Genomic DNA, 26,168 nt, shown 5'->3' on the forward strand with positions numbered 1-26,168 from the left:
CAAAATGTGGATAAGTTATCCACAGCTTATCCACATCCTATAGCATGCTATATAGCTGGCAATAATCTATTCATAAATTGCAATGTAAGGAAAAAAACTTATCCACAAAATGTGGATAAGTTATCCACAGCTTATCCACATATCCACCAGGCAGGCGGTAATAAGGCAATCTCTATACGTAGTAGTATACGTATACATGTGGATAACTTGTGGATAACTTTCCCTTGAAGTGGAAAAAATTTCAGCCCAGTGCGTAAAAATCCGCAGCAACACGACTTATCCACATTTTTTGTGGATAACTTATCCACATTTATTACCGGCCGGTGGATAAGCCGCCTAAGTTATCCACCGGAGCTGTGGATAACTTATCCACATTGACAATAACTACTTCCCTTTTTCCTGACGTTATCCACCAGGCAAGCGTCACTTATCCACAGGTTATCCACAGCTTTATTCCTATGTGGATAAGTTATCCACATGTGCCTCGTATGGCTTATAGAGCGGATTTAAGAGAGGTGGGGTGCGTTTTATAAAGAGGGTAAATGCCGAGTTATCCACTTATCCACAGCCCCTACTACTGCTATTTTTTATATCTCTTTTAATAAAGATATATATAATAATAGTAGTGTATGTGGATAATGTGGATAACTTTTCGCAAACGACTAGCAAGCAGAATAAAAACGATGCAATGTTACCGGCAAGCTATCATATGCGTATAGTCAATAGTGTCTTATGTAGGGAAGAGTGCAGATCTGGTCAGACAGAGCAACGGAAGTCATCTTTCTGCTCAAAGGTAGAGAGACGCTGGCGGCTAGCTTAAAGCATGGCATGCTTAAATAAGCTCCGTTCCAGTGAGAGATAGCACCACCTCCTCCATTATTTGCGCTCGGCAAATAGTACAAATAGGTATATATTTGACCGGAAGTTTGCAGATTCACGACACGGTGTGCGACTTTCTATAACATCGCTCGTTATAAGGGTATAGAACAGGCCGAGCTACTTATAGCGGGAACCGGCTCTACATGAAGCTTTGGCTTATAGCGTGCCAGGTTAGATCTGGGATGGCTGTAGCTATCGCACTGGCTTATGTGAAGGGCAGAGATGAGAAGCGATCCCGTTGGTTTGCCTGGCTATATTGAGAGTTAAGTAGGATGATCCTGCTGGTTGCTCCAGCCTTTATGCAGTAAGGAGGCATTTCCTCGGTTCATATGGCATCGATCATAGACATCGTTAAAGCAAAAATAGACATAGTAGAGGAAATCGGCCTCGTTGTTGCTCTGCAGAAATCAGGAAAGTCCCTCAAGGGTCTATGTCCATTTCACAACGAGCGAACGCCCTCGTTTTACGTGTTTGCGGAGTCGCAGACCTGGCATTGCTTCGGCTGCAACGAAGGCGGAGATGTCTTTTCCTTCGTGCAGAAGCAGCAGGGGCTAGAGTTTCGCGAGGCCCTGCTCTACCTGGCCGAGAAAGCCGGAGTGGAGGTTGAGGAGCACGGAGGACCCAGCCCCGAGGAAGCGCGCGAGATAAGCGCGGCCAAAGAACGTTTGCGCAAGCTCAACGAAGATGCGCTGCTCTGGTTCCACCAGATGCTCTTGCGCGCAAAGGAAGCTACAGAGGCGCGCGCCTACGTACAGAGTCGTGGCATCTCGGCGGATACCGTCATTGGCTTTGGTCTGGGCTATGCTCCTGATCATTGGGATGCTCTGACGCACTATCTACAAGGGCAAGGCTATAGCCAGCAGGAGCTCGTAAGCGGAGGGCTGGCCAGGGAGCGTAATAGCCAGGAGAGCGAGGGAAGAGAGGGTGGGGTGTATGATTATTTTAGAAACCGTCTTATCTTTCCGATTAGAGATATTCGCGGTCGAGTAATCGGATTTGGTGGGCGAGCCTTGGGAGATGGGAAGCCGAAATACTTGAATTCGCCGCAAACCCTACTGTTTGAAAAAAATAGTGTACTCTATGCCATCGATATGGCGAAAGACGCAATAAAAGATGCGGGGCAGGTAGTTATTGTAGAGGGGTATGTTGATGCAGTTATAGCTCACCAGTATGGAACGAAGCAAACCGTGGCCTGTATTGGCAGCGCCATCACTGAGAAGCACATTCAACAACTGAAAAAGATGACCAGGCAGGTGACCCTGGCTCTGGACCCGGATGCGGCCGGGAGCGCAGCCACCGAGCTTGGTATTCAAGAAGCGTTAAAAACGTTTGATCGCACCGTCGTACCGGTTCCTCTGGCAGCAGAAAGAACAGAAAGACAGAGGAGCGGGCAAGGGAAGCACAAGCAACAAGTACGTGGGATAATCCGTTTAGAAGAGCAGGTAGATGCCGAGATAAACGTGTTGCAATTGCCGGCCGGCGAGGACCCGGACGAAGTGATCAAGCGTGACTTTTCGGCCTGGCTCTACGCGGTAACGCATCCGTTACCCCTGGTTGATTACTACTTCGTGGTAAAGACCGCCGAGCTCAACCTGCGTGAGCCAGCCGGCAAGACCGAGGCAGCCAGGCGCCTCCTGCCAGTCATAGGCATGATTAGCGATCGCATCAAGCGTGATGCCTATATCCGGAAGCTGGCAGGAATGATCAGCATTGACGAGCGTAGCCTCTACGAAGAGCTACAAAAAGTATTGAAGGGGCAAAAGGCCAATGGCGTCACGGCCGCCTTCAGTGCTCCCATGGGGCAGCAAGCGGCAGGCAAGTCAGGACCTTTGGGCGGCTGGAATGCTGCGGCTCAGAGCGTCAAAAGTGAGGTGTCCGCAGGGAGCAAAGACGGGGAGAAAGAGGCACAGAGCGCGCTGGAAGGGTCTGGTCAGGGCCCGAGCATTAGACTTGACAGAAACCGGGACAATAGGCTACAATGGGAGGACTACCTAATTGGGCTACTCTTGCAAAATCCAGGGCTAAGTCAGAATGTTTGTGGTATAATAAACGATGGTGACTTCGCCGGGACAGACACGCGAGAGTTGTACCGTATTCTCAACTCTGTGTATCAACAACGTGCTTCTTCCCCCTCACATCAACCCTTTGAACAGCATGTGCCTTCGGCGTTGCTGGCTACAGTAGCCAGGGCACAAAAGTGCGTTGAGTCGAGGTATCCGAGAGATGGAGAACCGGTAAAAGAAGCTATTCAGTGTGCTACCCGGCTCAAACGAACACGGTTGTTACAATTGAATACAGAGCTAAAATATCTGATACATGAAGCTGCCGAGGCTGGGGATAGCGTTGCGGTGCGGCAGTTCTTATTACAAGTCTCGCAAATCGAGAGACAATTGCGCACGATAAATACAGCAATGCGTTTGCACGGCTAATTCGATGCGGCTTACGATCCAACCTATAAAGATGTCGCTAAACGCGGTGTCATTTCTATCAAATAGGATCAGGAGACAGGATATTTTCCTTTTCATTATTCGTTAATTCATTCGATCCTGTTTTCTGAAGGGGGATGCCAGAATGGTGAATCGGGACCAAGAAGTAATTGATTTAGTACATAATGGGCATGTTAGCACGGAACCTTTACGTGATGTATTCACAATTGAACCTTTTGATGAGTCCATGTTGAATGATACGGAAAATGTTTTTGAACTTGATACTGTAGGGCATGCTCACGCTACTACGGAGGGGAGCCTGGTGGTTACTCTCGATGAGAATGAGCTTGACCTGTTTAAATTACAGGACGAAGAGCCTATGGACGCCCTAGATCCAACCAAAGAGCCGCCTGCAGATTGGGAGCCCGGCCCGGAAGATGTGGTTGATGTTGATGCGGATATTCTTGCCGATCCCAAATGGGAAGACCTGCAGGACGGTTTTGGGATCGTCGTGGCTGATCTGGAGAGCAGTCTTGACGATCCTGTGCGCATGTACCTGCGCGAGATCGGACGTGTCCCTCTGCTTACTGCAGAGGAAGAAGTGCGGCTAGCTCAACTCATGGAGCGTGGCAAGCAAGAGCGCCTACGGGCTGAGCGCCTTAAAGTTCCGCCTATGCGCCGCTATATCGAGGAGGGTGAAGAGGCCCAGCGTCGTTTGACGGAAGCCAACCTGCGCCTTGTTGTGAGTGTGGCGAAGAAGTATATCGGTCGCGGTATGAACTTGCTGGATCTGATTCAGGAGGGCAATATTGGTCTGATCAGGGCTGTTGAGAAGTTCGATTATAACAAGGGCTTTAAGTTCAGTACCTATGCTACCTGGTGGATTCGTCAGGCCATTACGCGCGCGATTGCGGATCAGGCTCGTACTATCCGTATCCCGGTTCACATGGTTGAGACGATTAACCGTTTGATTCGTATTAGCCGCCGTTTGCTGCAGGATCTTGGGCGCGAACCAACGTCCGAGGAAATTGCCGAGCAGATGGAGATCAGCGCGGAAAAGGTGCGCGAGATCATCAAGGTAAGTCAGGAGCCGGTGAGCCTGGAGACGCCGATCGGTGAGGAAGACGATAGCCATCTTGGCGATTTTATCGAGGATCACACTGCTCTGGCCCCTGCTGATGCCGCAAGCCATCAGCTGCTCAAAGAGCAAGTTGAGGATGTGCTCGATAGCCTTACCGAGCGCGAGCGCAAGGTTTTGCAGTTGCGCTTCGGGCTTGACGATGGCCGCAGCCGTACGTTGGAAGAGGTGGGTAAGGAGTTCCATGTGACGCGTGAACGCATTCGTCAGATCGAGGCCAAGGCTCTGCGCAAGTTGCGCCATCCAAGCCGCAGCCGCAAGCTGAAGGATTACCTGGACTGAGATAGTATTAGCACATTTGTAGAGTTTGGGCGGCCAGTGGCCGCCCCTACTATTTTATCAGGGCGTGTTGCGCAGGCATTTAGCTTTGCATGGTTTCAATCGTCTTATGCACGATCTCCACAAAGTCAGGTTTAAGGCTGGCACCTCCCACAAGAGCCCCGTCTATATCCTCCTGGGCCATGAATTCGCTGGTATTATCAGAGGTGACGCTACCCCCGTAGAGAATACGTAAGGCCTCGGCCGCTTCCTGGCCATACATCTCGCGATACAACTGGCGAATAAGATGCGTTACCTGGCCCGCATTTGCCCCTGTGGCCGCCTTGCCCGTGCCAATCGCCCAAATAGGTTCATAAGCAATAACGACCTCTCTTGCCTGTTGTGGCGCGAAATTGGCAAGGCTGTGCTGTACCTGGCGACGAATCACTTCCTGGGTTTTTCCTGCCTCGTGTTGCTCAAGCGTTTCTCCAATGCAGACGATGGGGCGCAAGCCATGCTTGAGGGCGGCCAGAGCCTTCTTGTTGACGAGCTCATCGCTCTCACCAAAGTAGGTGCGGCGCTCCGAGTGGCCAAGAATGACTGTGCTGCACATCTCGCTAACCATGGAAGGCGAGAGCTCGCCAGTGAAGGCGCCTTGCTCTTCAAAATACATATTCTGCGCTCCCAGCTCAAGGCGTGGCGTGGGGAACGCGTCTAGTACTTCGCGCACCGAGCATAGGGAGATAGCGGGAGGACAGAGGATACACATAATCTCCTGATAGGAACGTAGCAGTGGTCCCAGCCTGGGTATGATCTCCATGGAGAAGCTTGAGGCCTTCTGGGGACCATAGTTCATTTTCCAGTTGCCGGCGATAATGGCTGTACGAGCTGCTGTCATAAAACTCCTCTCTCGCTAGCCAGGCAGGCAAAGACAACATACTGCTATTTGTCAACCTGGCTAGAATTGCGCTAAGCTATTACTTTTTGTCCTGCAGTGCCGCTACACCTGGAAGCGTGCGGCCTTCCAGAAACTCAAGAGAGGCACCGCCACCAGTAGAGACATGCGTCATCTGGTCACCTGCCTGAGCCTGCTCAACAGCGGCCGCGGAGTCGCCGCCTCCGATAATCGTGGTGGCCCCAGCCTTTGTGCGTTCGGCAAGGATCTCGATGACAGCCTTTGTGCCTTTGGCGAAAGCTGGCATCTCGGCTACGCCCAGGGTGCCGTTCCAGACGATAGTTCTGGCCGGCTCCAGGGCCGCACGAAAGCTTTTAACAGTAGCTGGCCCGATATCGAGAATGCGCCAGCCTGCCGGAACCTTGTCGCTCGCTACTACCTTGTGATCGGCATCGGCAGCGAAGCGGTCGGCAATAACGACATCCCCTGGAAGTTGGAGGGTGATGCCGCGCTGTTGCGCTTTCTTGAGCAGCTCGCCGGCCTCACCTACCTTGCTCTCTTCATAGAGCGAGTCGCCGATCTCTTTTCCTTCAGCTTTGAGGAAGGTATTGGCCATACCGCCGCCGATCAGGATAATATCGGCGATGCTGATCAGGCGTTCCAGAACGGCGATTTTGTCGGAGACCTTGGCCCCGCCCACGATGGCTGCAAAGGGCCGCTGAGGATTCTCCAGGGCCGAGCCCAGAAAGTTGATCTCCTTTTCCATCAAGAAGCCTGCCACGCCTGGCAAATAGTGGGTCGCGCCCTCTGTAGAGGCATGCGCGCGGTGCGCGGTGCCGAAGGCATCATTGACGTAAAGATCGCCAAGAGCCGCGAGCTGACGAGCGAAGTCCTGGTTATTCTTCTCTTCCTCTTTGTGGAAGCGTAGATTCTCAAGCAAGAGAACCTGGCCAGGCTGCAGGGCTCTGGCCTGGGCCTCGACTTCGGGACCCACGCTGTCGGTAGCTGTCTGCACGGGTCTGTGCAACAGTTCGCTAAGGCGCCGAGCTACAGGAGCCATACGCAGCTTTTCCACGGCTTTACCATCGGGACGGCCCAGATGCGACATCAACACTACCGCTGCTCCCTTAGAGAGCAGGTACTCGATGGTGGGCAAGGCGGCAGTGATGCGCGTATCGTCGGTAATATGTTGCTCGGCGTCCAGCGGTACGTTGAAATCGACCCTTAGCAGCACACGTTTGCCCGCAACATCGATATCACGTATCGTTTGTTTGTTCATTGCGCGATCCTAAAGCCCTTTTTTGCCTATGAAATCGGCAAGATCGGCAACGCGGGAAGAGTAGCCCCACTCGTTATCGTACCAGGCCAGCACCTTGACCATGTTGCCGCCCAGAACCATTGTCGAGAGCCCATCTACGATGGAAGAATGGGAGTCGCCACGGAAATCGCTGGAGACCAGCGGCTCTTCTGTGTATTCAAGAATACCCTTGAGCGGGCCGGCGGCAGCCTCTTTAAAGGCCTGGTTGACTGCCTCTTTGCTGACTTCTTTGCGTGTGGTAGCCACGAAGTCAACTATAGAGACTGTGACTGTAGGTACACGCAGGGACATACCATCGAAGCGTCCCTTGAGCTCGGGAATGACCAGAGCCAGGGCCCGCGCGGCGCCCGTGGTGGTGGGAATGATGTTAGCACCCGCAGTACGTGCGCGGCGCAGATCCTTGTGAACCTGGTCAAGGATGCGCTGATCGTTGGTGTACGAGTGGATGGTATTCATGAGGCCATGCTCGATGCCAAAGGTATCGTTGAGCACCTTGGCTGTTGGCGCCAGGCAGTTGGTGGTACAGGAGGCGTTCGAAACAATGTGGTGTTTGGCCGGATCATACATAGAATCGTTGACACCCAGAACGATGGTAAGATCTTCACCTTTAGCTGGCGCAGAAATAATAACTTTTTTGGCGCCGCCGCGCAGATGGGCCGAGGCTTTTTCCGCGTCAGTGAAGAGTCCCGTGGACTCGATAACCAGCTGTACCCCAAGATCGCCCCAGGGAATCTGGGCCGGGTCGCGCTGGGAGATGACCTTGATTGTGCGGCCATTGACGATAAGGGAATCGGGAGTGGCTTCGACCTCGCCGGGGAAGCGACCGTAGGTGGAGTCATATTTCAAGAGGTGAGCGTTGGTTTTTGTATCGGTGAGATCGTTTACTGCAACCACCTCAATGTCTTCAGGATGGCGTTCAAGCATTGCCTTGAGAGACTGACGCCCAATGCGTCCAAAACCATTGATACCTACGCGGATTGTCATTCCTTGTTCTCCTTGTTATGTTATATAAGCTGTTGCGCGAATTTTCCACGAGACCAGGATGTCCGCACGCCACAATGCCGGAAGGCATTTTTGCGGCGGGTGAGCCGCTCTGCTACAGCAGTCTTCTCTGACCTCTCCACCTGCCTGTGAAATGGGTATGAAAGTGGGTCAAGAATAACTTCCATGGCTCCATTTACAGAGTATCACTTGATGGAAAACAGCACAAGTGGGTAAGGGAAAACAAAGCGCATTGACGCTAGTGACGGGTTCGCGTCGTCCCCGCCACCAGGTTGCATCGTGTACCGAGAGATTCAGGGAAGTCTTATTCAATAGGGATAACGCCTATGGAGAAGCGGATATATTCATCTGTATAGCTGAAGCCGGAGCCGGGCACGCCAGCAATCCCGGTCTTCTCAAAGAGTGAGAAGGCGTCCTCCTCGCTCTGTAACCTGCTCCAATTGTAAACAGTTGCATCATCATCGATGTAGACCTCGGCAAAGAGCCCTTGTTCCGCTTTGATGCGCTCAAGTTGCGCGATCAGGCGCTTACGCCTGTAGCGGTAGAAGGCGCGGAGCTTCTCATTAAGCCAGGGACGCTCTTGCAAGAGGCGATAATAGGCCATATAGCGAATCTGCCACTCGCCGGGCAGAGAGGCCATGCTATTGGTCCAGCTGGCGACGATGGCAGTGGCGATGGCGGGATCGCCGAAGGTAACCCAGCCAAAGCGCTCACCGGTCAGGGTGAAGTTTTTAGAGAAGCTGCTCACAAAGATGGTGTGCTGCAACACGTCGGGAGCGGTGAAGGTTGCCATACGCGCCAGGTCCTCTTCGGGCTTGCCGGTCCCGATGTAGGCGAGGTCGGCTAGAATATAGAGGGTGCGACCCTGCTCCCAATAGCGGCGCAGCACTGCATGGAGCGCGTTGAGCTCATCGGCTGTATAGGCAAAAGTAGTGGGGTTGTTAGTAACTGTTAGATAAATCAGGCGGATATCGGGCCAGCTTTGCAGGATCTGTTCCAACTGGTGCGGCGTCAATTTGAAGCGCTGTTCCGGTGAGGTTGGATAGCCATGCAGGTGATAACCGTAAGATCTGGCCTGCCATTCGGGAACGTTAAAGCCAGGCTGTGGGAAAAGGATGCCAATACTTTCGTCGCTCTGTTGGCGCAGATGGAAGGCCATGCCGCGCAGAACTTTATCAATACCGTCCATGGCACCCAGGCTGAGATAGAGCTGGTTCACGGAGACCTGAATACTCCATTTTTGCATTTCCTGTACCAGCCAGGAGCGCAAGACTGGATTCCCAACGCCGTAAATGTCATAAATACGTGGATCGAAATGATTGGACAGCAATAGGCGCTCACATTCCATCATCTGGTTGCGCAGCCAGAGATAAGCCTCGCCCGTGGCTGTATAGTCATGCAGCTGTTCGCCTGGCAGGGCTATGCCCAGTTCGTCGGCCAGCAGGCGATAATCGCTCGGGCCTCCCGGCTCACCTTCGCACTCAGTGACCAGCCGTAGATTGACATCTCCAATGGTACGATTGACGATTTCGGTGCGCTGTACTTCCGGGGCTATATTGCGCTTGCGGCATTCTTGCTCCAGCTCAGCTACAATGCGCGCCATGACGCGAATCGGACCAGGACCAGATAGCAGTAGTGGTCGATAGTGGCGAAGTAATTCACTGCGTAACTGCCGCAATAAGGTTTGTTGTTCCTGTAACGACGTGGTGGGCGAGTTCACAGAAGAATCGTGAGTAATCACTAATTGCGCTCCCTTCGCATGCGCGCCTCGTGGCGCATCTCCTTCCAAAGAGCTGCCAGTCTACATTGACTGACCTGTAGTCAGTGTAACATAAGAAATTGAGCGGCGACAAGGTACTCAGAAGCGTGATTCACTGCTTCTCTACTAGCCATTATACACAACTATCGATCCATTTCAGGGAGATGGAGGAGGCTGATGGCTGGGCTTGCGTTGTGTTGAGAGATCTGTTAAAGTGATATTTAACATTCTCTTAATATTCAATTAACATTGAGTTAATATTTGGCGAACGTCAGCGATGCCCACTCATTGAGCTATTCCCCAGATTGCCAGGCCTATCTTTGTCGATAGCTTGCTCTCTTGTGAGCTGGGAGGGATAGATTTCATGGCCATGGACATTCTGTTGAATGGTTCAGGGGGACGAAGCATTTACATGCTTTGCAGATTTTTTCGGCAGGAGGTGATGCGCATTGAAGCAAAATTTTTCGCAAAGTGTTTCCTCGACTCACGAGATAGTGCAGAAGAGACGTTTGGCGCCCAGAGGGCCCGACGATTTTATGCTCAAAGGGATCGTGACAGTGCTCCAGATAGGTGTTCTAAGCAGCGCGCTACTTATCCTGCTGGGGCTATGCCTGCAACCTTTTCGACCTGGCGGCTTCTCTGCTGAGCGCCTGGTGACTTTTCCACAGACCCTCAATCAGGTCTGGGCCGAGATAAGCAGCTATTTTGGACCTCAAGCCGTAATCACTCTTGGCCTGTTACTGCTTGTCACTACGCCAGTTTTACGCGTCGGCGTTTCCCTGCTAGGTTTTGCCAGGGAGCGCAATCGCAAATTTGTAGTGATCACCTCGCTTGTCCTGCTTATTCTTCTGCTGAGCCTGTTGCTGGTAAGCCAGGGGCAGAGGGCTGGCTATGTCAGCGATATTCACCATCTTCACTTTTCGTTCCTGGTGCTGGCTCTGATCTTTGCCGGCTCTATCTGTGCCGGCCTGCTGGGAGCGCTGGTTGGCTTAGGCGGCGGCGTGCTGATTGTGCCTCTGCTCACGCTTGTCTTTGGCCTGCCGATTCATTTTGCCATAGGAGCTAGCATCATTTCGGTTATCGCTACCTCAAGTGGGGCGGCTGTGGCCTATGTGCGCGATCAAGTGACCAATGTAAAGCTTGGCATGTTTCTTGAACTGGCCACAACCACGGGTGCGGTCAGCGGAGCCTTCCTGGCCGGGCTGCTTGCGCCGGCAACGCTCTCGATTGTCTTTGGGGTTATCCTGCTGCTCTCTTCGCTCCCGATTCTTTTTAAGCTTGGCGAAGAGATTCCCAAAGATGTGCAGAATGATCGTCTGGCCAGCTGGCTCGATCTCGCGGGATCATATCCCGATCGCCGCTCAGGTCGTACAATCAGTTATCACGTGACACGTACACCTATCGGGCTGGCAATGATGTATGTAGCCGGCGTAATCTCCGGGCTGCTGGGCATTGGCAGCGGCGAGTTCAAAGTCCTGGCCCTCGATACCTTGATGCATCTACCTATGAAGGTTTCCAGCACTACCAGCAACTTTATGATTGGAGTCACCGCCGCGGCCAGCGCTGGCATTTACTTCTCGCGCGGCGATATTCCGCCCTTGCTGGCCGGTCCGGTTGCCCTGGGTATTCTGCTTGGCGCTTTGCTGGGAGCCCGTTTGCTCATGCATATGAGTAACAAAGCCTTGCGCCTTGTCTTCCTCCCCGTGATCGCGCTTGCCGCCCTGGAGATGGTCCTGCATGGTCTGGGCCTGGGACTCTGAGCGCCGCGAGCCTGGTAGACGGGAGTCGAATTTTTGCTGTTCCTTCTGCCAATTTTTTTGACAGGATTGGGAGCGAAAAGCCTAAGATTAGCTGATCTAAAACCTTGTATGAGAGGTGCTGCGCTATTATGTATGCCAGATAGAAGTATAATTTGTGCCGGGCTTACTCTAGCAGTAGATAGGCAAATGGCACCAGGGATGATGTGTTAGTAGATGAGGAGGTTTACTTTGACTGGTAATGTACGACGACATGCCGCAGGGCCAGGAGTGCGTACTGAGAATGAGGTGTCGGCGCTGCATGATGAGCGCGTCCACGCGGCGGCTTTCAAAGAACTTTTTAAACGCTATCTCGGGCGTGTATATCGCTACTTACGCGTGCGCGTTGCCTGTGAAGAGGAAGCGGTGAGGCTGACCCACGTTGTTTTTCTGCGCGCTTTAGAGGCGCTTCCCCAGTACCAACCCTTACGCGGCTCATTTGTGGCCTGGCTGGTGAGTGTGGCGCGCCGGGTTGTTGAAGAGCCAGGAGCGCGAAGAGGCGGAGTGCGAGGCGTCAGCGATGCTTTGCCCGTCTTGCTCCATCCGGAAGTGAGGTATGGGAGGCAGTTTGCTACGCTTCCCCAGGAGGCCATTGCGAGGCTGGGTCTGCTTATATCTAGATTGAGTCAGCCCGAGCGAGATCTGTTAGCTCTCTACTTTGCCGCCGAGTTAAATGTACTGGAGATTGCCCAGGTGCTGGAGAGGCGTCCCGAAGCTGTTAAAAAGCAGTTAGGATCTCTACTGTTAGCAATCAAGGAGCGTTATTATGCAGTCTAGGCCCGCTGAGGAGATATGTACAGAACTTGATATGCAGGCTGACGCGCGCCTGCTGCAGCTCATTCATGATCTGGCAATGGCCTATGGTGAGCCCGAGCCGGCGCTGGAACTGAAGCAGGCCTGGGAGCTTTTGCCAGCTTCCCATCGCCTATCAGGAAGCCTGGATGATACACCCTTAAGTTGAGCAGCGCTTCATAGAACAGATTTCTTTGGCGTCAGTTTCCCGCTGAGCGGTGTTTCACGTGAAACATTCGCTCGTGTTAAACATAAAATGATAGCAAGGTCAGATTTCTTCTCTGCCTTGCTATCGTGCGGCCAGCCTGCCCAACTCTATTATGCTTCCCGGATATCCGTTACGCGGGACGGAAAAGCGCATGGGCGACCAGAGAGGTCACCCAGCGCTTGATTACATCGCGTTTTCCTGCAGGACGCTTGAAGTGAACTGGCTGTTATAAAGATCGGCATAGAAACCGCCTTTGGCCAGCAGTCCTGAATGCGTACCCTGCTCGATAATGCTACCATGGTTCATAACCAGGATCAGATCGGCATTTCTGATCGTAGAGAGCCGGTGAGCAATCACAAAGCTTGTTCTACCCTTCGTCAGCTCATTCATGGCTTCCTGGATAAAAACCTCGGTTCGCGTATCGACGCTGCTGGTTGCTTCATCAAGGATCATAACCGCGGGATCGGCCAGGATTGCGCGTGCGATGGTCAAAAGCTGCTTCTGACCTTGTGATATATTCGAAGCCTCTTCATTCAAAACCGTATCGTAGCCAGCGGGCAGCGTTCTAATGAAGTGATCCGCGTGAGCAGCCGTGGCGGCTTGAATGATCTCCTCTTCCGTCGCTCCAGCTCGTCCATAGGCGATATTCTCACGAATCGTGCCGCTAAAGAGCCAGGTGTCCTGTAAAACCATGCCGAACATGCGGCGCAGGTCGCCGCGCCTGAGCTGCGTAGTTTCTACGCCGTCGATGAGAATTTTGCCTCCATTGAGCTCATAGAAGCGCATCAATAGATTAACCAGCGTCGTTTTGCCGGCGCCAGTTGGGCCAACAATGGCGATCATCTGACCCGACTTAACATTAATATTCATGTCCTCGATCAGAATAGCGTCATCTTTATAACCGAACTTCACATGCTCAAACTGCACATCGCCTTGCGGAGCCTCAATGATCTTGGCCGTAGCCGGATCGGGAATCTCTTCTTCCTCGTCGAGAAGCTCGAAGACGCGCTCGGCCGAGGCGACGGTTGACTGAATGATATTGGCGATATTGGCGAGCTGAGTGATCGGCTGCGAGAATTGGCGTGCATATTGAATAAAAGCCTGCACATCGCCGATCTGAATCGCTCTTTGCGTGACCAGAAGACAGCCAATGATACTGACCAGCACATAACCAATGTTGCCAATAAACATCATTAGCGGCATGATGATGCCAGAGACAAACTGGGCCTTCCAGCCTGCGTCATAGAGCGTACCGTTGAGCTCATCGAACCTGGCCACGGCTTTGCCCTCGTGGCCGAAGGCTTTAACGATCTTGTGGCCTGTAAACATCTCTTCTACATGGCCGTTGAGCTCGCCAAGTGAGCTCTGTTGCTGCATAAAGTAGCCCTGTGAGCGTTTAGCGATCACCGTAGTGACAAACAGGCTCAACGGCAGAGTCAGCAAGACAACGATCGTCAGAAGCAGGTTGATCGAGAGCATCATGACGACAACGCCAACCAGGGTGACGATAGACATAATCAGCTGGGTTAAGCTCTGCTGCAAAGTACTGCTGATGTTGTCCATATCGTTGACGGCGCGGCTCATAATTTCGCCATGTGTGCGCGAATCGAAAAATTTCAATGGCAAGCGCGTGAGCTTTTCATCCACTTGTTTGCGCAACTCGTAGGTTGTTTTCTGGGCCACGCTGGCCATAATATACTGTTGAATGAAGTTGAAAATCGCGCTGATCACATAGAGTATACCCAGGATAATTAGGATGTGCATAATCGCGCTGAAATCGACCCCGGCTCCGGGAACACCCTTGATCTTCTGCATAAGACCCTGGAAGATGATAGTTGTAGCATCACCAAGTATCTTTGGGCTAACAATAGTAAAGATGGTACTGATCACCGCAGTAATGATTACTGCGAGCAGCGCGTACTTCTGGGGCAGCAGATAGCTGGCCAGCCGTTTCAGCGTGCCTTTAAAGTCTTTGGCTTTTTGCACTGGCATGATCAAGCCGCCGACAGGTCCCCCCCTGCCGAAAAAGCCGCCGCGATTCTGCTGATCTTTTGCGCGCGCGTCACTCATGCGATTTCCTCCGCTGCAAGCTGTGAAAAGACGATTTCGCGATAGACCTTACAACTGTCCATCAACTCCCGATGTTTGCCGATCCCCACAAGCTGCCCCTCGTCCAGCACAAGGATCTGATCAGCATCCATAATCGTGCTCACGCGTTGAGCCACGATAAAGACGGTAGAAGTCTGGATCTCCTTTTTGAGCGCAGCCCGTAATTTGGCGTCGGTCTTAAAGTCTAGCGCTGAGAAACTATCGTCAAAGATGTATATTTCTGGCTTTCTGACCAGGGCACGCGCGATAGAAAGCCTCTGCTTCTGTCCGCCTGAGAGATTTGTGCCTCCCTGGGCAATCTCTGAATCAAAGCCATCGGCCATGTTCGTGATAAATTCTGTAGCCTGCGCAGTATCGGCCGCGTGCCGCATTTCGAGCTCGGAAGCATCCTCTTTGCCATAGCGAATATTCTCGGCAACTGTGCCTGAGAAGAGGACAGCTTTTTGGGGCACAAAGCCCATTTTCTCGCGCAGATGGGTTTGCGCTATCTCGCGAACGTCTACGTCATCAACCTTGACCTTGCCGCTATCTATATCGTAGAAGCGCGGAATCAGGCTGATCAGGGTTGATTTGCCGGCTCCCGTGCCTCCAATAATTGCAGTGACCTCGCCGGGCCGGGCCGTAAACGAGATATGCGAAAGAGCTGGCCTTTCAGCGCCTGGATAGCTGAAAGTGACATCCTCAAACTCTACATAGCCTCGCTGATCGTTAGCCTCTTGTACCTGGGCGGTATCATTGATTTCCGGCTCAATGGCCAGAACCTCATTGATTCTGTCGGCCGAGGCTGAGGCGCGTGGCAACATGATAAACATCATTGAGACCATCAAAAGAGAGAAGAGAATCTGCATGGCATACTGTAGGAATGCCATGAGGGCACCAATCTGCATAGCGCCTTCGTTGATACGAATGCTGCCAAACCAGAGAATCGCAATAGTGGCAACATTCAAGATCAGCATCATAAAAGGCATGAGGCCCGCCACAATCTGATTGACCTTGATCGATAAATTGGTAAGGTCGAGATTTGCCGCGTCGAAGCGCTCTACTTCGTAATTGGTGCGGTCGAAAGATCTGATCACGCGCACTCCCGTGAGGCCCTCATCCAGAACCAGGTTGAGCTTGTCTAGCTTGACCTGGACCAACCTGAAGAGCGGTATGGCTTTGCCCATGATTACTGCGATCACAAGGATGAGAACCGGGATCGAAGCAACCAGAATCCAGGATAGCTGCACGTCTTCGATGAAGGCCATGATGATGCCGCCGATACACATCAATGGAGCAGCGACCATCAGGCGCAGAATGATAATCAAGACCTGCTGAATCTGATTTGTGTCGTTGGTTGTGCGGGTAATGAGCGAAGCCGTGCCAACTTTATCAAACTCGTGAAGCGAGAACTTTTCAACATGAGTAAAAAGTTTTCCACGTATGAGCTGACCGAAGCCTACAGCTACTTTGGAAGAATACAGACTTGCGCCAACTGCACAGACTGTCCCTCCGATAGCGACCAGAAGCATAATACCGCCGGCGCTGATTATATAGGCCGTATCTCCTTTGACAATCCCTTGATCTACGATGTCTGCCATTAAGCTTGGCAGATAAACGCTAGAAAGGGACTGTAAGAAGACAAGAATAAAGACAGCCGCGATAGATAATCGATAAGGTTTTAAAAAACGAAACAACTTGAGCATACTTCTTCTTCTCCACTCCCTTGGCGGTAGGTTCAACTAATATCTTTCTCTGGTAGGAGAGAGGTGTCTGAACAAAACGCGCTGCGTAATAACTTCTCTTTATATCTCTATGCCATTGTGCGCTTTCGCTCTCTCGCAGCCGTTAGACAGACAAGCAAGAGAGGAGCGCTTACCATAAGTATTTGCGGCATGAGCATAGTGTAGTATGCTCATGGGTGATCTGACATCCTACAATCGGGTGATTATAGAGAACAAAAGTACGCCATAATGTGGAGATGCACTATGGTATTTACCCATAGTTAGTACAATTATACGATGCGCTGGCCCTCATAGGGGTAGTTTCAAAAGAGCTGGTTTAAGCAGAGCCAGCTTCCTTTTTTCGCTTGTTATAGCTTATTAAAGCTGGCGTCGATAACAAGGCAGCTTAAGTTCAGAGCAAGTGCAGGTGATGGGCAGCTTCGCTGGCGGCTACCCGGTTGTTCACATTGAGCTTGTGATAGATGCTTTGCACCTGTGTGCGAATGGTGGTGACCGAGACATTCAACTCTCGCGCGATCTCTGGATTGGAGCATCCGGCGGCCAGGAGGCGCAGCACGCGCAACTCTTGTGGGGAGAGCTGCACCTGTACGAGGGAAAGGCTGGCAGTCTGAGGGACGACGGCATGCAAGATCGTTTGGAGATAGCTGGTCAGCGCGCGGTTTCGCACTCTGGGTACAAGGGTGCGCAGGAGCGTAGAGAGCGCATCACCCTCATCCAGGAAGGTGCGCATATAGCCCTCTGTACTGGCCAGGGTGAGGGTGCTAAGCAGCTGCTGTCTGGCTTCATCGCGCCTGCTTGCGTTGAGAGCAAGGGCCATGAGGACTTGAATCTGGATGAGGCTATGCGTGCGTCCTTGCTCCTTTGCATCGCTTTGCCATCTTTGTAGGATGGAGAGCGCAGTTTCCGTTTCGCCTCGGGCCAGGTGCCAGCGGACCATGAGCAGCTCATCTTGTTCCAGCTGGAAGCGTGGAAGCTCTTCGCTGTAGCGGGCGCGATTTGTTACCCAACGCTGTACTGAGATAAAATCGCCAATGGCGAGGCCGAGCTGAGCCTGCATGGCCTGGATCTGGCTCGCAAAGAGGCGCGAGCGCGGCGATTGCACGCGCGGGAGGAGCGTGGCGAGGCGCTGCTGGGCATGGAGCGATTGTCCACGAGCATGAAGAATGCGGACCAGAATAAGCGAGGCCTGAATCTGAAGTATATCATCGCTCTGCTGCTGGCCCAGGTCTAAGGCCTCCTGAGCCTCAAGATGCGCAGTTTCCAGCTCGTTGCGTTCATAAGAGAGCTGAGCTAAGCCAAGCAAGGCCTGTCCCCTACCGTGGGGATCTTCTGCCAGCTCGCCTAGAGCTTGCTGATAGAACCCGGCTGCTTGCTGCAAGTGTCCTTGCCTGTAGGCGGCAGTTCCTTGCAGGAGTAAAGCGATGCGCAAGCCATAGCGGTTTTTAATGTTCTCGCTGCTGCGATATGCTTCCTGTAATATCTGCATAGCCTGTCTGGGACACCCGGCATAAAGCTTTTCTGTGCCAGCGTAGAGCAAGCTTATGCTGCGCCAGTGTGAATCCTGTTCTGGTAAGTAGGCAAGTGCCTGCCGGGCGGAAACGAAGGTTTGCTGGAAGTCACCTTGTATCCAGGAGGCGAGGGCGCGAAAGGCTTGAAGCTCTCCCAGATGGAGCCTGTCATTCTGGCCTTCCCAGGCCTGTTCGGCCATGCGAAGAGGTTGCTCAAATTGGTTATTGACAATGGAAGCATGCGGGGTTGTGCCAAATAAGAGCACGATGGCATAGGCGAAACAAAGCTGAGGATGCGTGCTCAAGATGTTCTCTGGTAGTTGCTCCAGCCAGCGACGTAGCGTATGTTGTTCGGCATATTCGAAGAGATCGTGGATAGCCAGAAGTTGCTCGATAAAGATGCTCGCCTGAGCAAACACGCCGGCGGCCAGCGAGACTTCGATGGCCTCGGCCAGCATGCCCTGTTCGGCATACCAGAGACTGGCGCGCTTAGCAAGCTCCCGCAGCGGATGTTCGCCCAGCCGCCGGCGCGCCTCATGCTGCATAGCTGAGGCCCAGATGGCATGATAGCGATACCATTGTCCCGGCTCATCGAGCGGCTCCAGGAAGAGGCCAGAGCGGGCCAACGCTTCTAGCAGTTGCGCGCTATTGTGCCTATCCGTTGCGGCATCACAGAGCGAGCCATTCAAGCGGCGCAGGATGCTCGTTTGGAGCAGAAAGATTTGCTGGGACTCTGGCAGAGCGCTGAGTACTTCGGTGACAAAATAGGTAAGTATATGCCTATGGCTCCCGTCAAATGTCGCGAGATATTGCTCGATCTCCTGGCCTGCCATTCGTCCTTGTAGGGCCAGGGCGATCAGATGCAAGCCGGCCACCCAGCCTTCTAGCAGCGTTTCTAGATGGGCCAGAACGTCGCTGGAGAGCTGTTTAGAAGTAATGCGCTGCTGGAGGAAGCGGTGCGTCTCTCCCTGCGAAAAGCGCAGATCGATAACATGTAATTCCATGAAATCCCCCTGCGAGCGCCAGCGCGCCAGGGGCAAGGGGGGCTCGCTGCGTGTAAGAATGATTACATGGAGCTGTTCGGGCAAGTGATCGATGAGGAAGGTAAGAGACTCGTGGATCTGGGGCGCTGTGATGACATGATAATCTTCGAGGACCAGGATGCCACGACAGCCAAGTTGATTCGCTTGCTGCAAAACATCGGTAAGCGCTGCTTCAAGGGGAGATACCTCAAATGGTGGCTGCAAGGTAGTTTGGAGGAGGGACAGGGCGGAAAGGCCTAGCTCGCTGCGAAAGTTCTGGCAGGCAGTAATGACGTAGCGCCAGAAGCGTACGGGATCGTTATCTTCTGGATCGAGCGAGACCCAGGCCAGAGGGGCCAGGCGTTCTTGTTTGCCGCGTTCTGCAATCCATTGTCCGACGAGTGTTGTCTTGCCAAAGCCGGCCGGCGCTGCTAACAAGGTCAATTTATGCTTGATCCCATCATCTAACTGGCTAAGCAGACGTTCGCGTATAAGCAGGCTTGAGGGCAGGCGTGGAGGGCTCAGCTTGGAGACAAGCAATAGTGATGAGCTTTCGGATTTCTTGAGGGATTCTGCGCCTTGTTCACGTGATACAGCACTCACGGCCTCAGTATAGGGTACTGGTAGGGAAAGCTCGGCGCGCGGCTGCTTATCGGCCTGTTTCTTCTCCTGGCTGATCAATTGAGAAAGCTGGGCCGCGAGCGCTTCCAGGTGTGAAATGTGCAAATCTGCTGTGCGTCCCGCATATTTCTTCATGGCACGTTTCCCTTGATAACGATAGGCGTACCAGTAGCCAGCGCCTCCGCGCGCGCGTTTTTCTCTCAGCAAGTTCAGATGCCCTTGCTGCCCCTGAAAGGAAACAGAGGTATGGCTGTCGAGCCACTGTAGCCAGCTATCAGCCTCTTCTGGCCCAAGATGCTGATTCTGATAGCCAGGTTCGCGAAGGATATAGGCTCTGTGTTCTTCGGACCAGACCAGACTAGGCGGAACTCTTTTAGGCATAAAGCTTTCTCACTAATAGAAACATTCCCCAACACTATACTATATGATTATATCGCTCTTGTTATGTATGTACAAGCATTCCCCAACAACCCAAAGACTCGCGCCTGGATGTTGTGCTTCATGAGTTTCATTTATGTTGAGACGCCAATCTATACGCTTTATGGTACACTACGCTCATCTTAAGCTATGAGGGCAAAGATAGAATTGCGCTGTCATTCGCTACTTAGGAGAGCGCTGTGAAGGAAAGGGCTGTAGTTTCGTGGATACTATCCTGCATGATTTCTCAACAACCAAGCTATCACAGGCCCAGGATGCCAATAAGGCTGCCTTCTGGACGCTGCTCTTACGCCATTTGCCGGAAGCACAACTCCATACTGATACAGGAATGCTTTGGTTCGAGACCAGGATTCGCCACGATGTGTTCAATCGGGTGATCCAATGCAATCTTGCGCCGGACACCTGTTCCGCAACTATTGAGAGCATTGTCGACTACTTTCGACAAAATAGTTTACCTTTTTTGTGGCATCGAGGACCATCATCTTCTCCTGCTAATTTGGGATCACTCCTGGAGGCTTCAGGAATGACCCACTACGAAACGGAACCAGCCATGGCTGTGGATCTTCTCAAACTCAACGAAGATCTACAAGTTGCATCTCAATTGACGATCCGTCGTGTGAAGACAAGCGCAATGCTAGAGCAATGGATACGGGCCTGGGAGGTTGGCAGCCCTGAAGAGGTTATTCGCTTGTGGATGGCCTTGTACACTGCCTGCCTTGATCAAGAGAGCCCTTTGTGCCTGTATTTGGGCTTGCTCAATGGAGAACCGGTTGCAACTTCTGCGGCGTTCTTTGGCGTAGGAGTCGCATCTATCGAGTCAGTTGGCACACTTTCCCACTATCGGCGTCAAGGCATTGGAGCTGCGATGGCCTTTATGGCATTGCACGAAGCTTGCAGAAGTAACTATCGTATTGGCGTTTTGACTGCCTCACCGATGGGAAGCGCAATCTATCGCCGCATCGGCTTCAAGGAGTTTGCCACCTCTAACATCTATCTGTGGCATCCTCATCAGGGGCACAATCCCTGACAGCGTTTCACGTGAAACATAGCCAGCCAGGATGAGAGAGTGTTTCACGTGAAACATTTTTCGTTGATTATTTTGATAGAGGGATAGAACTCCTGCCTTCTTTCCACCTGCTAAATCCGCGTCAGAAAGCACCAACTGACTTTTACGCCGAGTAAGGGAGAGAGTGTTTCACGTGAAACACTCTCTCCTGATTGATAGTTGTGAGCTTAGAACGTTTCGTAGAGATAAGGCAGCAACGGCGGGAACATGCTACGCAAGGTCGACTGTAATTCTGCAGAGGGATTGCCCCAGCCTCTGATAGCAAAGCTCTCGGGATCATGGGTACCATAGATCAGTGCCGATATAGCCTGGATGCTCAAGGTGCAATCGGCCTCAGCGCAGCGGCTCACCTGAAGCAGACCGTCCTGGCTCTCAAAACGATAACAGTCCTCATTCCAGGGACAGTGTGGATCAACGACGCGAGTTGCGAAGCTGCCTGTTCCGACTTGCATCCCACTCAAGCTAGCTACATCGATCACGCGGCCCAACGGAGCCTCCACTGAAGTGGTGGTAACATTGATATCCGCCAGCCAGGTTTCCGGGTACTCATCTGGCCGCACTTTCATCTCAATCTTTGTGATCTGGTCAGCGTGGCGCGCTAACCATTCCAGCAAGAGATACTTGCCAGCGCTATCGTCGTAATAGAATTGCGATACCTCCATTGGCTGGTTTTCCTTGATGCCATAGAGCATCATGCCCTTTGTTTCTCCCTTGACGCGCGCAATAGCCAGCCAGGAATGATTCTGAGCATGGGCCTGCTCTTTTAGCTTCTCGTTGAAGAGAGCCATGCCATGAATTCTGCCTTGCTGCTGGCGTAGATAGGCCCGAAAAGCCTGCGAGCCACTCTTAATGTCAGTTAGCTCTACCTCGCCCTCAAGCTCTTTTTTGAGCAAGGGCAGCAGTCCTTCGGTCGCGAAGCGAGCCTGGCGCGACTGTGGAAAGGTCGTATAGCCCAGACGCTGATAAAACGATTCGCGAAAGGCGTAGAGCGTAGAGACTGGAATGCCCTCCTTGTGCATGTGGGCGAAGGTATGTAGCAATACTTCGCGGGCATAGCCCTTACGTCTCGCGCGGGGATGCGTTGAGACGCCCCAGACACCGGCACAGGGATAAAGTTTACCGCGAATATTCTGCGTCATATGTCCATAAGCCACGTGCACGACAGGCTGCTTGTCAAGAAAGCCGACAAAGCTGGCGGCGCCATCAAAATAAGCCAATGTTTTGCGCCATTCTTCGTCGCTGGGCAATGGCGGTGTAGTTCTGAATGAGTAGGCAATAAGAAAGCGCGGGATTTCAAGAAAATCTGCTTCTTGCAACTGACGAATACTAAGGTCAGACAATGGATCTCTTCCTTTCTGTGAGCAAAACGGCAGAGGGCATATTTATTTACAGAGGCTGAACGACTCTCGGTTGTCAAGCAAGGCTAACCCCGACGATTATCTGTCGTTGCTGGAAAAAAAGCCCTATTTACCTGCAGCTATCAATGATGGCGAAGGGGAAGTATTTCATCTATCTCTGTAATCCAATCTCAGTATAGCAGAGCCACCGCCGGGGCTGTCAAGCGAAGCCGTTGCTGCTGACCATATCCTGCGCTGGCTTCTCGCTCATCTATGGTGGTGATAAGATATGGCAAGCATGCTGATTAGTAGAGAAGGATTGAATGAGAGGAGAGAAGTTATGAAGCAAGTAGAGGGAAGCAAGCGTCTCCGGGCACGCGAGGCCGGAATTGTGCTCGGAACTATGGCCAGCGGGCCCACAAATACGATTGTGGATGTGCCCGGAGTGAAGGTTGGTCACGCTACGCTTATTCGCGGCTCCGGTAAGCTGGTAAGGGGCGTTGGACCAGTACGTACCGGCGTGACGGCTATTCTACCGCATGGTGGAAATATTTTCGCTAACAAAGTTCCTGCCGCGGCCGAGGTGTTCAATGGCTTTGGCAAAACAATTGGCCTGGTCCAGCTTGCCGAGCTTGGCGAAATAGAGACGCCAATCTTGCTGACGAATACGCTTAACGTTGGCCGTGTTGCCGATGCGCTGGTTGGCTATATGCTTGAGCAAAATCCGGCCATCGGAGTGACGACGGGCACGGTTAATCCGCTAGTCTGCGAGTGCAATGATGGGTATCTCAATGATATTGGAGGCCGTCACGTTGGCGAGCAGGAAGTAAGGGAAGCCTTGAACAGCGCTTCCGACGCGGGAGTCGCGGAGGGTAACATTGGGGCTGGCACAGGGATGCAAGCCTATGGCTTCGCGGGCGGGATAGGCACAGCTTCACGGCGCCTTAGTGCTGAAGATGGAGGTTATACGCTGGGCGCGCTTGTGCTGGCAAACTTTGGCATGCGACGAGATCTGCTTATCGCCGGCGTACCAGTTGGGCTTGAGCTGATGCGCGCTGATCAGCCGGCTCCCGAAAAGGAGAAGCGCGAACGTGGCTCGGTGATTGTTGTGTTAGCTACTGATACACCCCTTGATGCGCGCCAGCTTGGTCGGCTTACGCGTCGCGTTCCGCTGGGCCTGGCGCGTACAGGAACCCATGGAGGACACGGAAGTGGCGATCTGGCCATCGCCTTTTCTACGGCTGCACATATCCCTCATGCGGCGACACCGCTTGTGCGGACGGTTCAGGTATTCAACGAGCAGCATCCGGCTCTTGATCGGCTTTTCGCGGCAGTCGTTGAAGCGACCGAGGAGGCTGTCATCAATGCTCTCTGCCAGGCTCGCCCGCTGGATGGACGCGACGGACATTTTGCCGAGGCGCTTCCTCTGGCTAAAACACGCGCAGTCCTCCAACGCTATGGCATATAGTTACTATAAGCAAGGTATTGAGCGCGGGGCTAGCCTTGCGCTCGTACACTGTCAGAGGAGTGTTTGTTTGAAAGGCATAGCAGCTCTTTTTCTGATCATATTTTAGCATAGAGCCGTTTCTGTGTCTGTAATGGGGCTTACTGTAGATTGGCGAGATGCTCCCATATACTTGTCCTGGCAATATTGTTTTCATAAACATGAAGGAGAGTATATGAAACAAGAATGGAGAGATCCCCCTCATCTCGCTCAACTATTTGCCGCGCTTTCGCGTTACCAGGTTTGCTATGTGCTATTTGGCACTGCCGGCTTGATTGCCTATGGGGCCAGGTTATCTACTGGAGACCTGGATATCTGCCCTGCCCCGGATAATGATAATCTTCGGCGTCTGGCCGAGCTTTTGATAGCTATTCAAGCGAGACCTCATGCTCCTCTCGGTCAAAATGAGCAAGAGCAGCCACAGCTCTGGCGACCAGTGCCATTTCTGCTAGAAACCTTCGATTCTCTCTTTCAGACGACCCTGGGAGATCTAGATATTGTGCCTTTCCCTTATGGCCCGCATGGTAAAAGAGACAGTTTTACCTATGAGGACTTGCGATCTCGTGCCTTGACAAAATTTGGCTTTGGCGTTGCTATCCCGGTTGCAGCCTTTGCTGACCTTGTGGCCTCTAAGCTATCTGCTCGTCGAGAAAAGGATCTATCTGCTTTACCTGAAATCGAGCGCTTACGAGCTGAGCGCGCCTATGGGAAAGAAACTGGCTGGCCTCTTGTAGAAGCTGAGATGGAAAGATGGCTGGCGAATTCGCCAAACCCTTCCAGAGCCTGCTACTATATAGCAAAAAGGAGTGTTTCACGTGAAACATAATGAAGGAAATGCTGGCGTATTTCAGGGTAAAAATGTCGTGGTTACGGGAGCGGGACGAGGCATAGGGCGCGTGCTGGCCACCGGCTTTGCCGAACAGGGGGCGCGTGTGCTGGTCCACTATGCGCATGCCCAGAGCCGGGCCGAGGAAGTCGTAAGCCAGATCAAGGCCAGCGGCGGCGACGCTCTAACTATGCAGGCAGACTTGCGCAAGCCAGCGGAAGTCGCGCGCCTGGTCAAAGCTGCCTATGAGGTTCTTGGCCCTATCGATGTCTGGATCAATAATTCTGGGGCGAGCGCTAATACTTCCGAGACGCGTGGCATGGACGAGATAGAGATCTTTGAGCGCATCGTTCAGGTAGATATCCTGGGCACCTGGCGCTGTTGCCGGGAGGTAGAGCCCTATATGCGCGACGGCAGCTGCATTCTCACTACTGGCTGGGATCGCGCCGTGGATGGCGCGCCAGGACTGCCTAACCAGTTCTATGCTATCAGTAAGGGCGCGATTATGTCGCTTACGCGTTGTCTGGCCAGCGAATATGCTCCACGCGTGCGCGTCAATTGTATTGCACCAGGACGTATTGAGAACGACTGGTCGCGTGGTTTGCCAGAGAAGGCTCGGCAAAAGGCTACGCAGGAAATTCCTATGCGGCGCTGGGGCGAGCCTGAGGATATTCTGGGTACCGCGCTCTTTCTGGCCTCGCCTGCGGCTTCGTTTATCACGGGCCAGACCTTACTCGTCAACGGCGGTGAGATTATGCGCTAATGTTTCACGTGAAACATTGCCAGGCTAGCACAATTTGAAGTGTTTCACGTGAAACATTTTTGGTCTTTTATTGAGAAGGGTGTTTCACGTGAAACATCCCTTCTATCGAGCAAGCTCGTAAAAATTGAATCGCTTTCGCCAATTTATTTGCTGAGTATTGCACGATAGCCGCAAAGTCTTCCCAGAGGAGCCAGAAATGCAAAGACGATATTCTGTACAAAAGATGGGGGCTTGAGCGGACGAAATTCGCGCCGATACTGCTGCAAAATAACCGCGAGCTGCAATAGATTTGGCAGTCCGGCTTTATTGGTTTTACCAGCCTGGGCAAGTCCCCACATGATTGCAAAGAAATCCTCGGTGTGCAGCGCTGGCCGCGTTTGCCAGAGGAGACGCGCCTCTGTGCTGTCTCCATTCCACATTTGATGTACTATGCCGGCAGGAATACGAAAACTTTCACCTGCCTCATATCTTCTTTCCTGGCCGTTGATCTTCGTATCAATGCTGCCGGCCAGGATCTCAAAATATTCCTCCTGCTCGGGATGGAGGTGCTCGGGTGGGGCCTCTGAATAGGATCGATAGTGCGCCTCCACTTCTACAAGTTCGCTCTTGCTATCCCGAGCTGTCTGCCGAAAAATGAGGCGCTGACCTCTGATTGGATCGAAGAATTCATCACCTGCACGAGCCATAGCTATCTCCTTTGCTTTTCTCTGCCTTGCTTAATGAGGGTGGTTTGCGCTGTTTTGGCACTCGCCCAACCACTATTTTCTCTACTCAAGAGA

General features: G+C 52.6%; 18 protein-coding genes. 9 read left to right on the forward strand and 9 right to left on the reverse strand.

The window, feature by feature from the left end:
* The first annotated feature begins 1,208 nt into the window (after window positions 1–1,208).
* Both dnaG and rpoD read left to right on the forward strand, forming a co-directional pair.
* Entirely contained in the window at window positions 1,209–3,308 is a 2,100-nt protein-coding gene (gene dnaG / locus EPA93_RS31995; RefSeq protein ID WP_129891410.1) for a DNA primase, read from the forward strand.
* A 244-nt stretch (window positions 3,309–3,552) separates the two neighbouring features.
* Complete coding sequence (rpoD, locus tag EPA93_RS32000) at window positions 3,553–4,725, forward strand: RNA polymerase sigma factor RpoD (protein WP_165423918.1); 1,173 nt, start codon at window positions 3,553–3,555, stop codon at window positions 4,723–4,725.
* 79 nt (window positions 4,726–4,804) lie between these two features.
* Here rpoD and tpiA read toward each other — a convergent pair whose 3' ends face one another.
* The 4 genes from tpiA to EPA93_RS32020 all read right to left on the reverse strand — a co-directional run bounded on the left by tpiA (window position 4,805) and on the right by EPA93_RS32020 (window position 9,657).
* The gene (tpiA, locus tag EPA93_RS32005) at window positions 4,805–5,599 is read right to left on the reverse strand and encodes a triose-phosphate isomerase (protein WP_129891412.1); all 795 of its coding nucleotides are present in this window, start codon (window positions 5,597–5,599) and stop codon (window positions 4,805–4,807) included.
* Between the two features lie 79 nt (window positions 5,600–5,678).
* Complete coding sequence (locus tag EPA93_RS32010; protein ID WP_129891413.1) at window positions 5,679–6,875, reverse strand: phosphoglycerate kinase; 1,197 nt, start codon at window positions 6,873–6,875, stop codon at window positions 5,679–5,681.
* Window positions 6,876–6,884: 9 nt separating this feature from the next.
* Window positions 6,885–7,898, reverse strand: a complete 1,014-nt coding sequence (gene gap / locus EPA93_RS32015) for a type I glyceraldehyde-3-phosphate dehydrogenase (RefSeq protein ID WP_129891414.1) — start codon at window positions 7,896–7,898, stop codon at window positions 6,885–6,887.
* Window positions 7,899–8,220: 322 nt separating this feature from the next.
* Window positions 8,221–9,657, reverse strand: a complete 1,437-nt coding sequence (locus EPA93_RS32020; protein ID WP_129891415.1) for a pyridoxal phosphate-dependent aminotransferase — start codon at window positions 9,655–9,657, stop codon at window positions 8,221–8,223.
* A gap of 467 nt (window positions 9,658–10,124) precedes the next feature.
* On the opposite strand from EPA93_RS32020, the gene EPA93_RS32025 reads away from it, so the two are divergent.
* From EPA93_RS32025 to EPA93_RS32035, 3 genes are all read left to right on the forward strand, one after another.
* Window positions 10,125–11,435: a sulfite exporter TauE/SafE family protein gene (locus EPA93_RS32025; RefSeq protein WP_242527181.1), complete on the forward strand. Its 1,311-nt coding sequence runs from the start codon at window positions 10,125–10,127 to the stop codon at window positions 11,433–11,435.
* 228 nt (window positions 11,436–11,663) lie between these two features.
* Window positions 11,664–12,248 (forward strand): RNA polymerase sigma factor, encoded by a 585-nt coding sequence (locus EPA93_RS32030; RefSeq protein WP_165423528.1) that lies wholly within the window; start codon window positions 11,664–11,666, stop codon window positions 12,246–12,248.
* Entirely contained in the window at window positions 12,238–12,432 is a 195-nt protein-coding gene (locus EPA93_RS32035; RefSeq protein WP_129891417.1) for a hypothetical protein, read from the forward strand. The genes EPA93_RS32030 and EPA93_RS32035 overlap by 11 nt, the downstream gene beginning before the upstream one ends.
* 222 nt (window positions 12,433–12,654) lie before the next feature.
* Here the strand turns inward: EPA93_RS32035 and EPA93_RS32040 are convergent, their stop codons facing one another.
* From EPA93_RS32040 to EPA93_RS32050, 3 genes are all read right to left on the reverse strand, one after another.
* Window positions 12,655–14,541: an ABC transporter ATP-binding protein gene (locus EPA93_RS32040; RefSeq protein WP_129891418.1), complete on the reverse strand. Its 1,887-nt coding sequence runs from the start codon at window positions 14,539–14,541 to the stop codon at window positions 12,655–12,657.
* Entirely contained in the window at window positions 14,538–16,265 is a 1,728-nt protein-coding gene (locus tag EPA93_RS32045) for an ABC transporter ATP-binding protein (RefSeq protein ID WP_129891419.1), read from the reverse strand. The genes EPA93_RS32040 and EPA93_RS32045 overlap by 4 nt, the downstream gene beginning before the upstream one ends.
* Window positions 16,266–16,695: 430 nt before the next feature.
* A complete protein-coding gene (locus EPA93_RS32050) occupies window positions 16,696–19,836 on the reverse strand; it encodes a winged helix-turn-helix domain-containing protein (RefSeq protein WP_129891420.1) in 3,141 nt (1,046 codons plus the stop codon).
* 259 nt (window positions 19,837–20,095) lie between these two features.
* On the opposite strand from EPA93_RS32050, the gene EPA93_RS32055 reads away from it, so the two are divergent.
* Entirely contained in the window at window positions 20,096–20,920 is an 825-nt protein-coding gene (locus tag EPA93_RS32055) for a GNAT family N-acetyltransferase (protein ID WP_129891421.1), read from the forward strand.
* 206 nt (window positions 20,921–21,126) lie between these two features.
* Here the strand turns inward: EPA93_RS32055 and EPA93_RS32060 are convergent, their stop codons facing one another.
* The gene (locus EPA93_RS32060; protein WP_129891422.1) at window positions 21,127–22,299 is read right to left on the reverse strand and encodes a GNAT family N-acetyltransferase; all 1,173 of its coding nucleotides are present in this window, start codon (window positions 22,297–22,299) and stop codon (window positions 21,127–21,129) included.
* Window positions 22,300–22,636: 337 nt separating this feature from the next.
* Between EPA93_RS32060 and EPA93_RS32065 the strand changes: the two genes are divergently transcribed.
* The 3 genes from EPA93_RS32065 (at window position 22,637) to EPA93_RS32075 (ending at window position 25,389) form a co-directional block, all read left to right on the forward strand.
* The gene (locus EPA93_RS32065; RefSeq protein ID WP_129891423.1) at window positions 22,637–23,764 is read left to right on the forward strand and encodes a DmpA family aminopeptidase; all 1,128 of its coding nucleotides are present in this window, start codon (window positions 22,637–22,639) and stop codon (window positions 23,762–23,764) included.
* A 211-nt stretch (window positions 23,765–23,975) separates the two neighbouring features.
* Window positions 23,976–24,626, forward strand: a complete 651-nt coding sequence (locus EPA93_RS32070; protein WP_129891424.1) for a hypothetical protein — start codon at window positions 23,976–23,978, stop codon at window positions 24,624–24,626.
* Window positions 24,616–25,389, forward strand: a complete 774-nt coding sequence (locus tag EPA93_RS32075) for an SDR family NAD(P)-dependent oxidoreductase (RefSeq protein WP_165423529.1) — start codon at window positions 24,616–24,618, stop codon at window positions 25,387–25,389. Before EPA93_RS32070 ends, EPA93_RS32075 begins: the two co-directional genes overlap by 11 nt.
* A gap of 143 nt (window positions 25,390–25,532) precedes the next feature.
* Here the strand turns inward: EPA93_RS32075 and EPA93_RS32080 are convergent, their stop codons facing one another.
* A complete protein-coding gene (locus EPA93_RS32080) occupies window positions 25,533–26,075 on the reverse strand; it encodes a cupin domain-containing protein (RefSeq protein WP_129891426.1) in 543 nt (180 codons plus the stop codon).
* Between the last annotated feature and the right edge of the window lie 93 nt (window positions 26,076–26,168).

Origin of the sequence: Ktedonosporobacter rubrisoli, from assembly GCF_004208415.1 — a bacterium.
Taxonomy (GTDB): domain Bacteria; phylum Chloroflexota; class Ktedonobacteria; order Ktedonobacterales; family Ktedonobacteraceae; genus Ktedonosporobacter; species Ktedonosporobacter rubrisoli.

What these genes read in the sequence shown, in the direction of transcription:
- EPA93_RS32080 (WP_129891426.1), bottom strand. Translation starts at nt 26,075, where the DNA reads ATGGCTCGTGCAGGTGATGAATTCTTCGATCCAATCAGAGGTCAGCGC.
- dnaG (WP_129891410.1), top strand. Translation starts at nt 1,209, where the DNA reads ATGGCATCGATCATAGACATCGTTAAAGCAAAAATAGACATAGTAGAG.
- rpoD (WP_165423918.1), top strand. Translation starts at nt 3,553, where the DNA reads ATGTTGAATGATACGGAAAATGTTTTTGAACTTGATACTGTAGGGCAT.
- EPA93_RS32035 (WP_129891417.1), top strand. Translation starts at nt 12,238, where the DNA reads ATGCAGTCTAGGCCCGCTGAGGAGATATGTACAGAACTTGATATGCAG.
- EPA93_RS32040 (WP_129891418.1), bottom strand. Translation starts at nt 14,541, where the DNA reads ATGAGTGACGCGCGCGCAAAAGATCAGCAGAATCGCGGCGGCTTTTTC.
- EPA93_RS32070 (WP_129891424.1), top strand. Translation starts at nt 23,976, where the DNA reads ATGAAACAAGAATGGAGAGATCCCCCTCATCTCGCTCAACTATTTGCC.
- EPA93_RS32065 (WP_129891423.1), top strand. Translation starts at nt 22,637, where the DNA reads ATGAAGCAAGTAGAGGGAAGCAAGCGTCTCCGGGCACGCGAGGCCGGA.
- gap (WP_129891414.1), bottom strand. Translation starts at nt 7,898, where the DNA reads ATGACAATCCGCGTAGGTATCAATGGTTTTGGACGCATTGGGCGTCAG.
- EPA93_RS32045 (WP_129891419.1), bottom strand. Translation starts at nt 16,265, where the DNA reads ATGCTCAAGTTGTTTCGTTTTTTAAAACCTTATCGATTATCTATCGCG.
- EPA93_RS32050 (WP_129891420.1), bottom strand. Translation starts at nt 19,836, where the DNA reads ATGCCTAAAAGAGTTCCGCCTAGTCTGGTCTGGTCCGAAGAACACAGA.
- EPA93_RS32010 (WP_129891413.1), bottom strand. Translation starts at nt 6,875, where the DNA reads ATGAACAAACAAACGATACGTGATATCGATGTTGCGGGCAAACGTGTG.
- tpiA (WP_129891412.1), bottom strand. Translation starts at nt 5,599, where the DNA reads ATGACAGCAGCTCGTACAGCCATTATCGCCGGCAACTGGAAAATGAAC.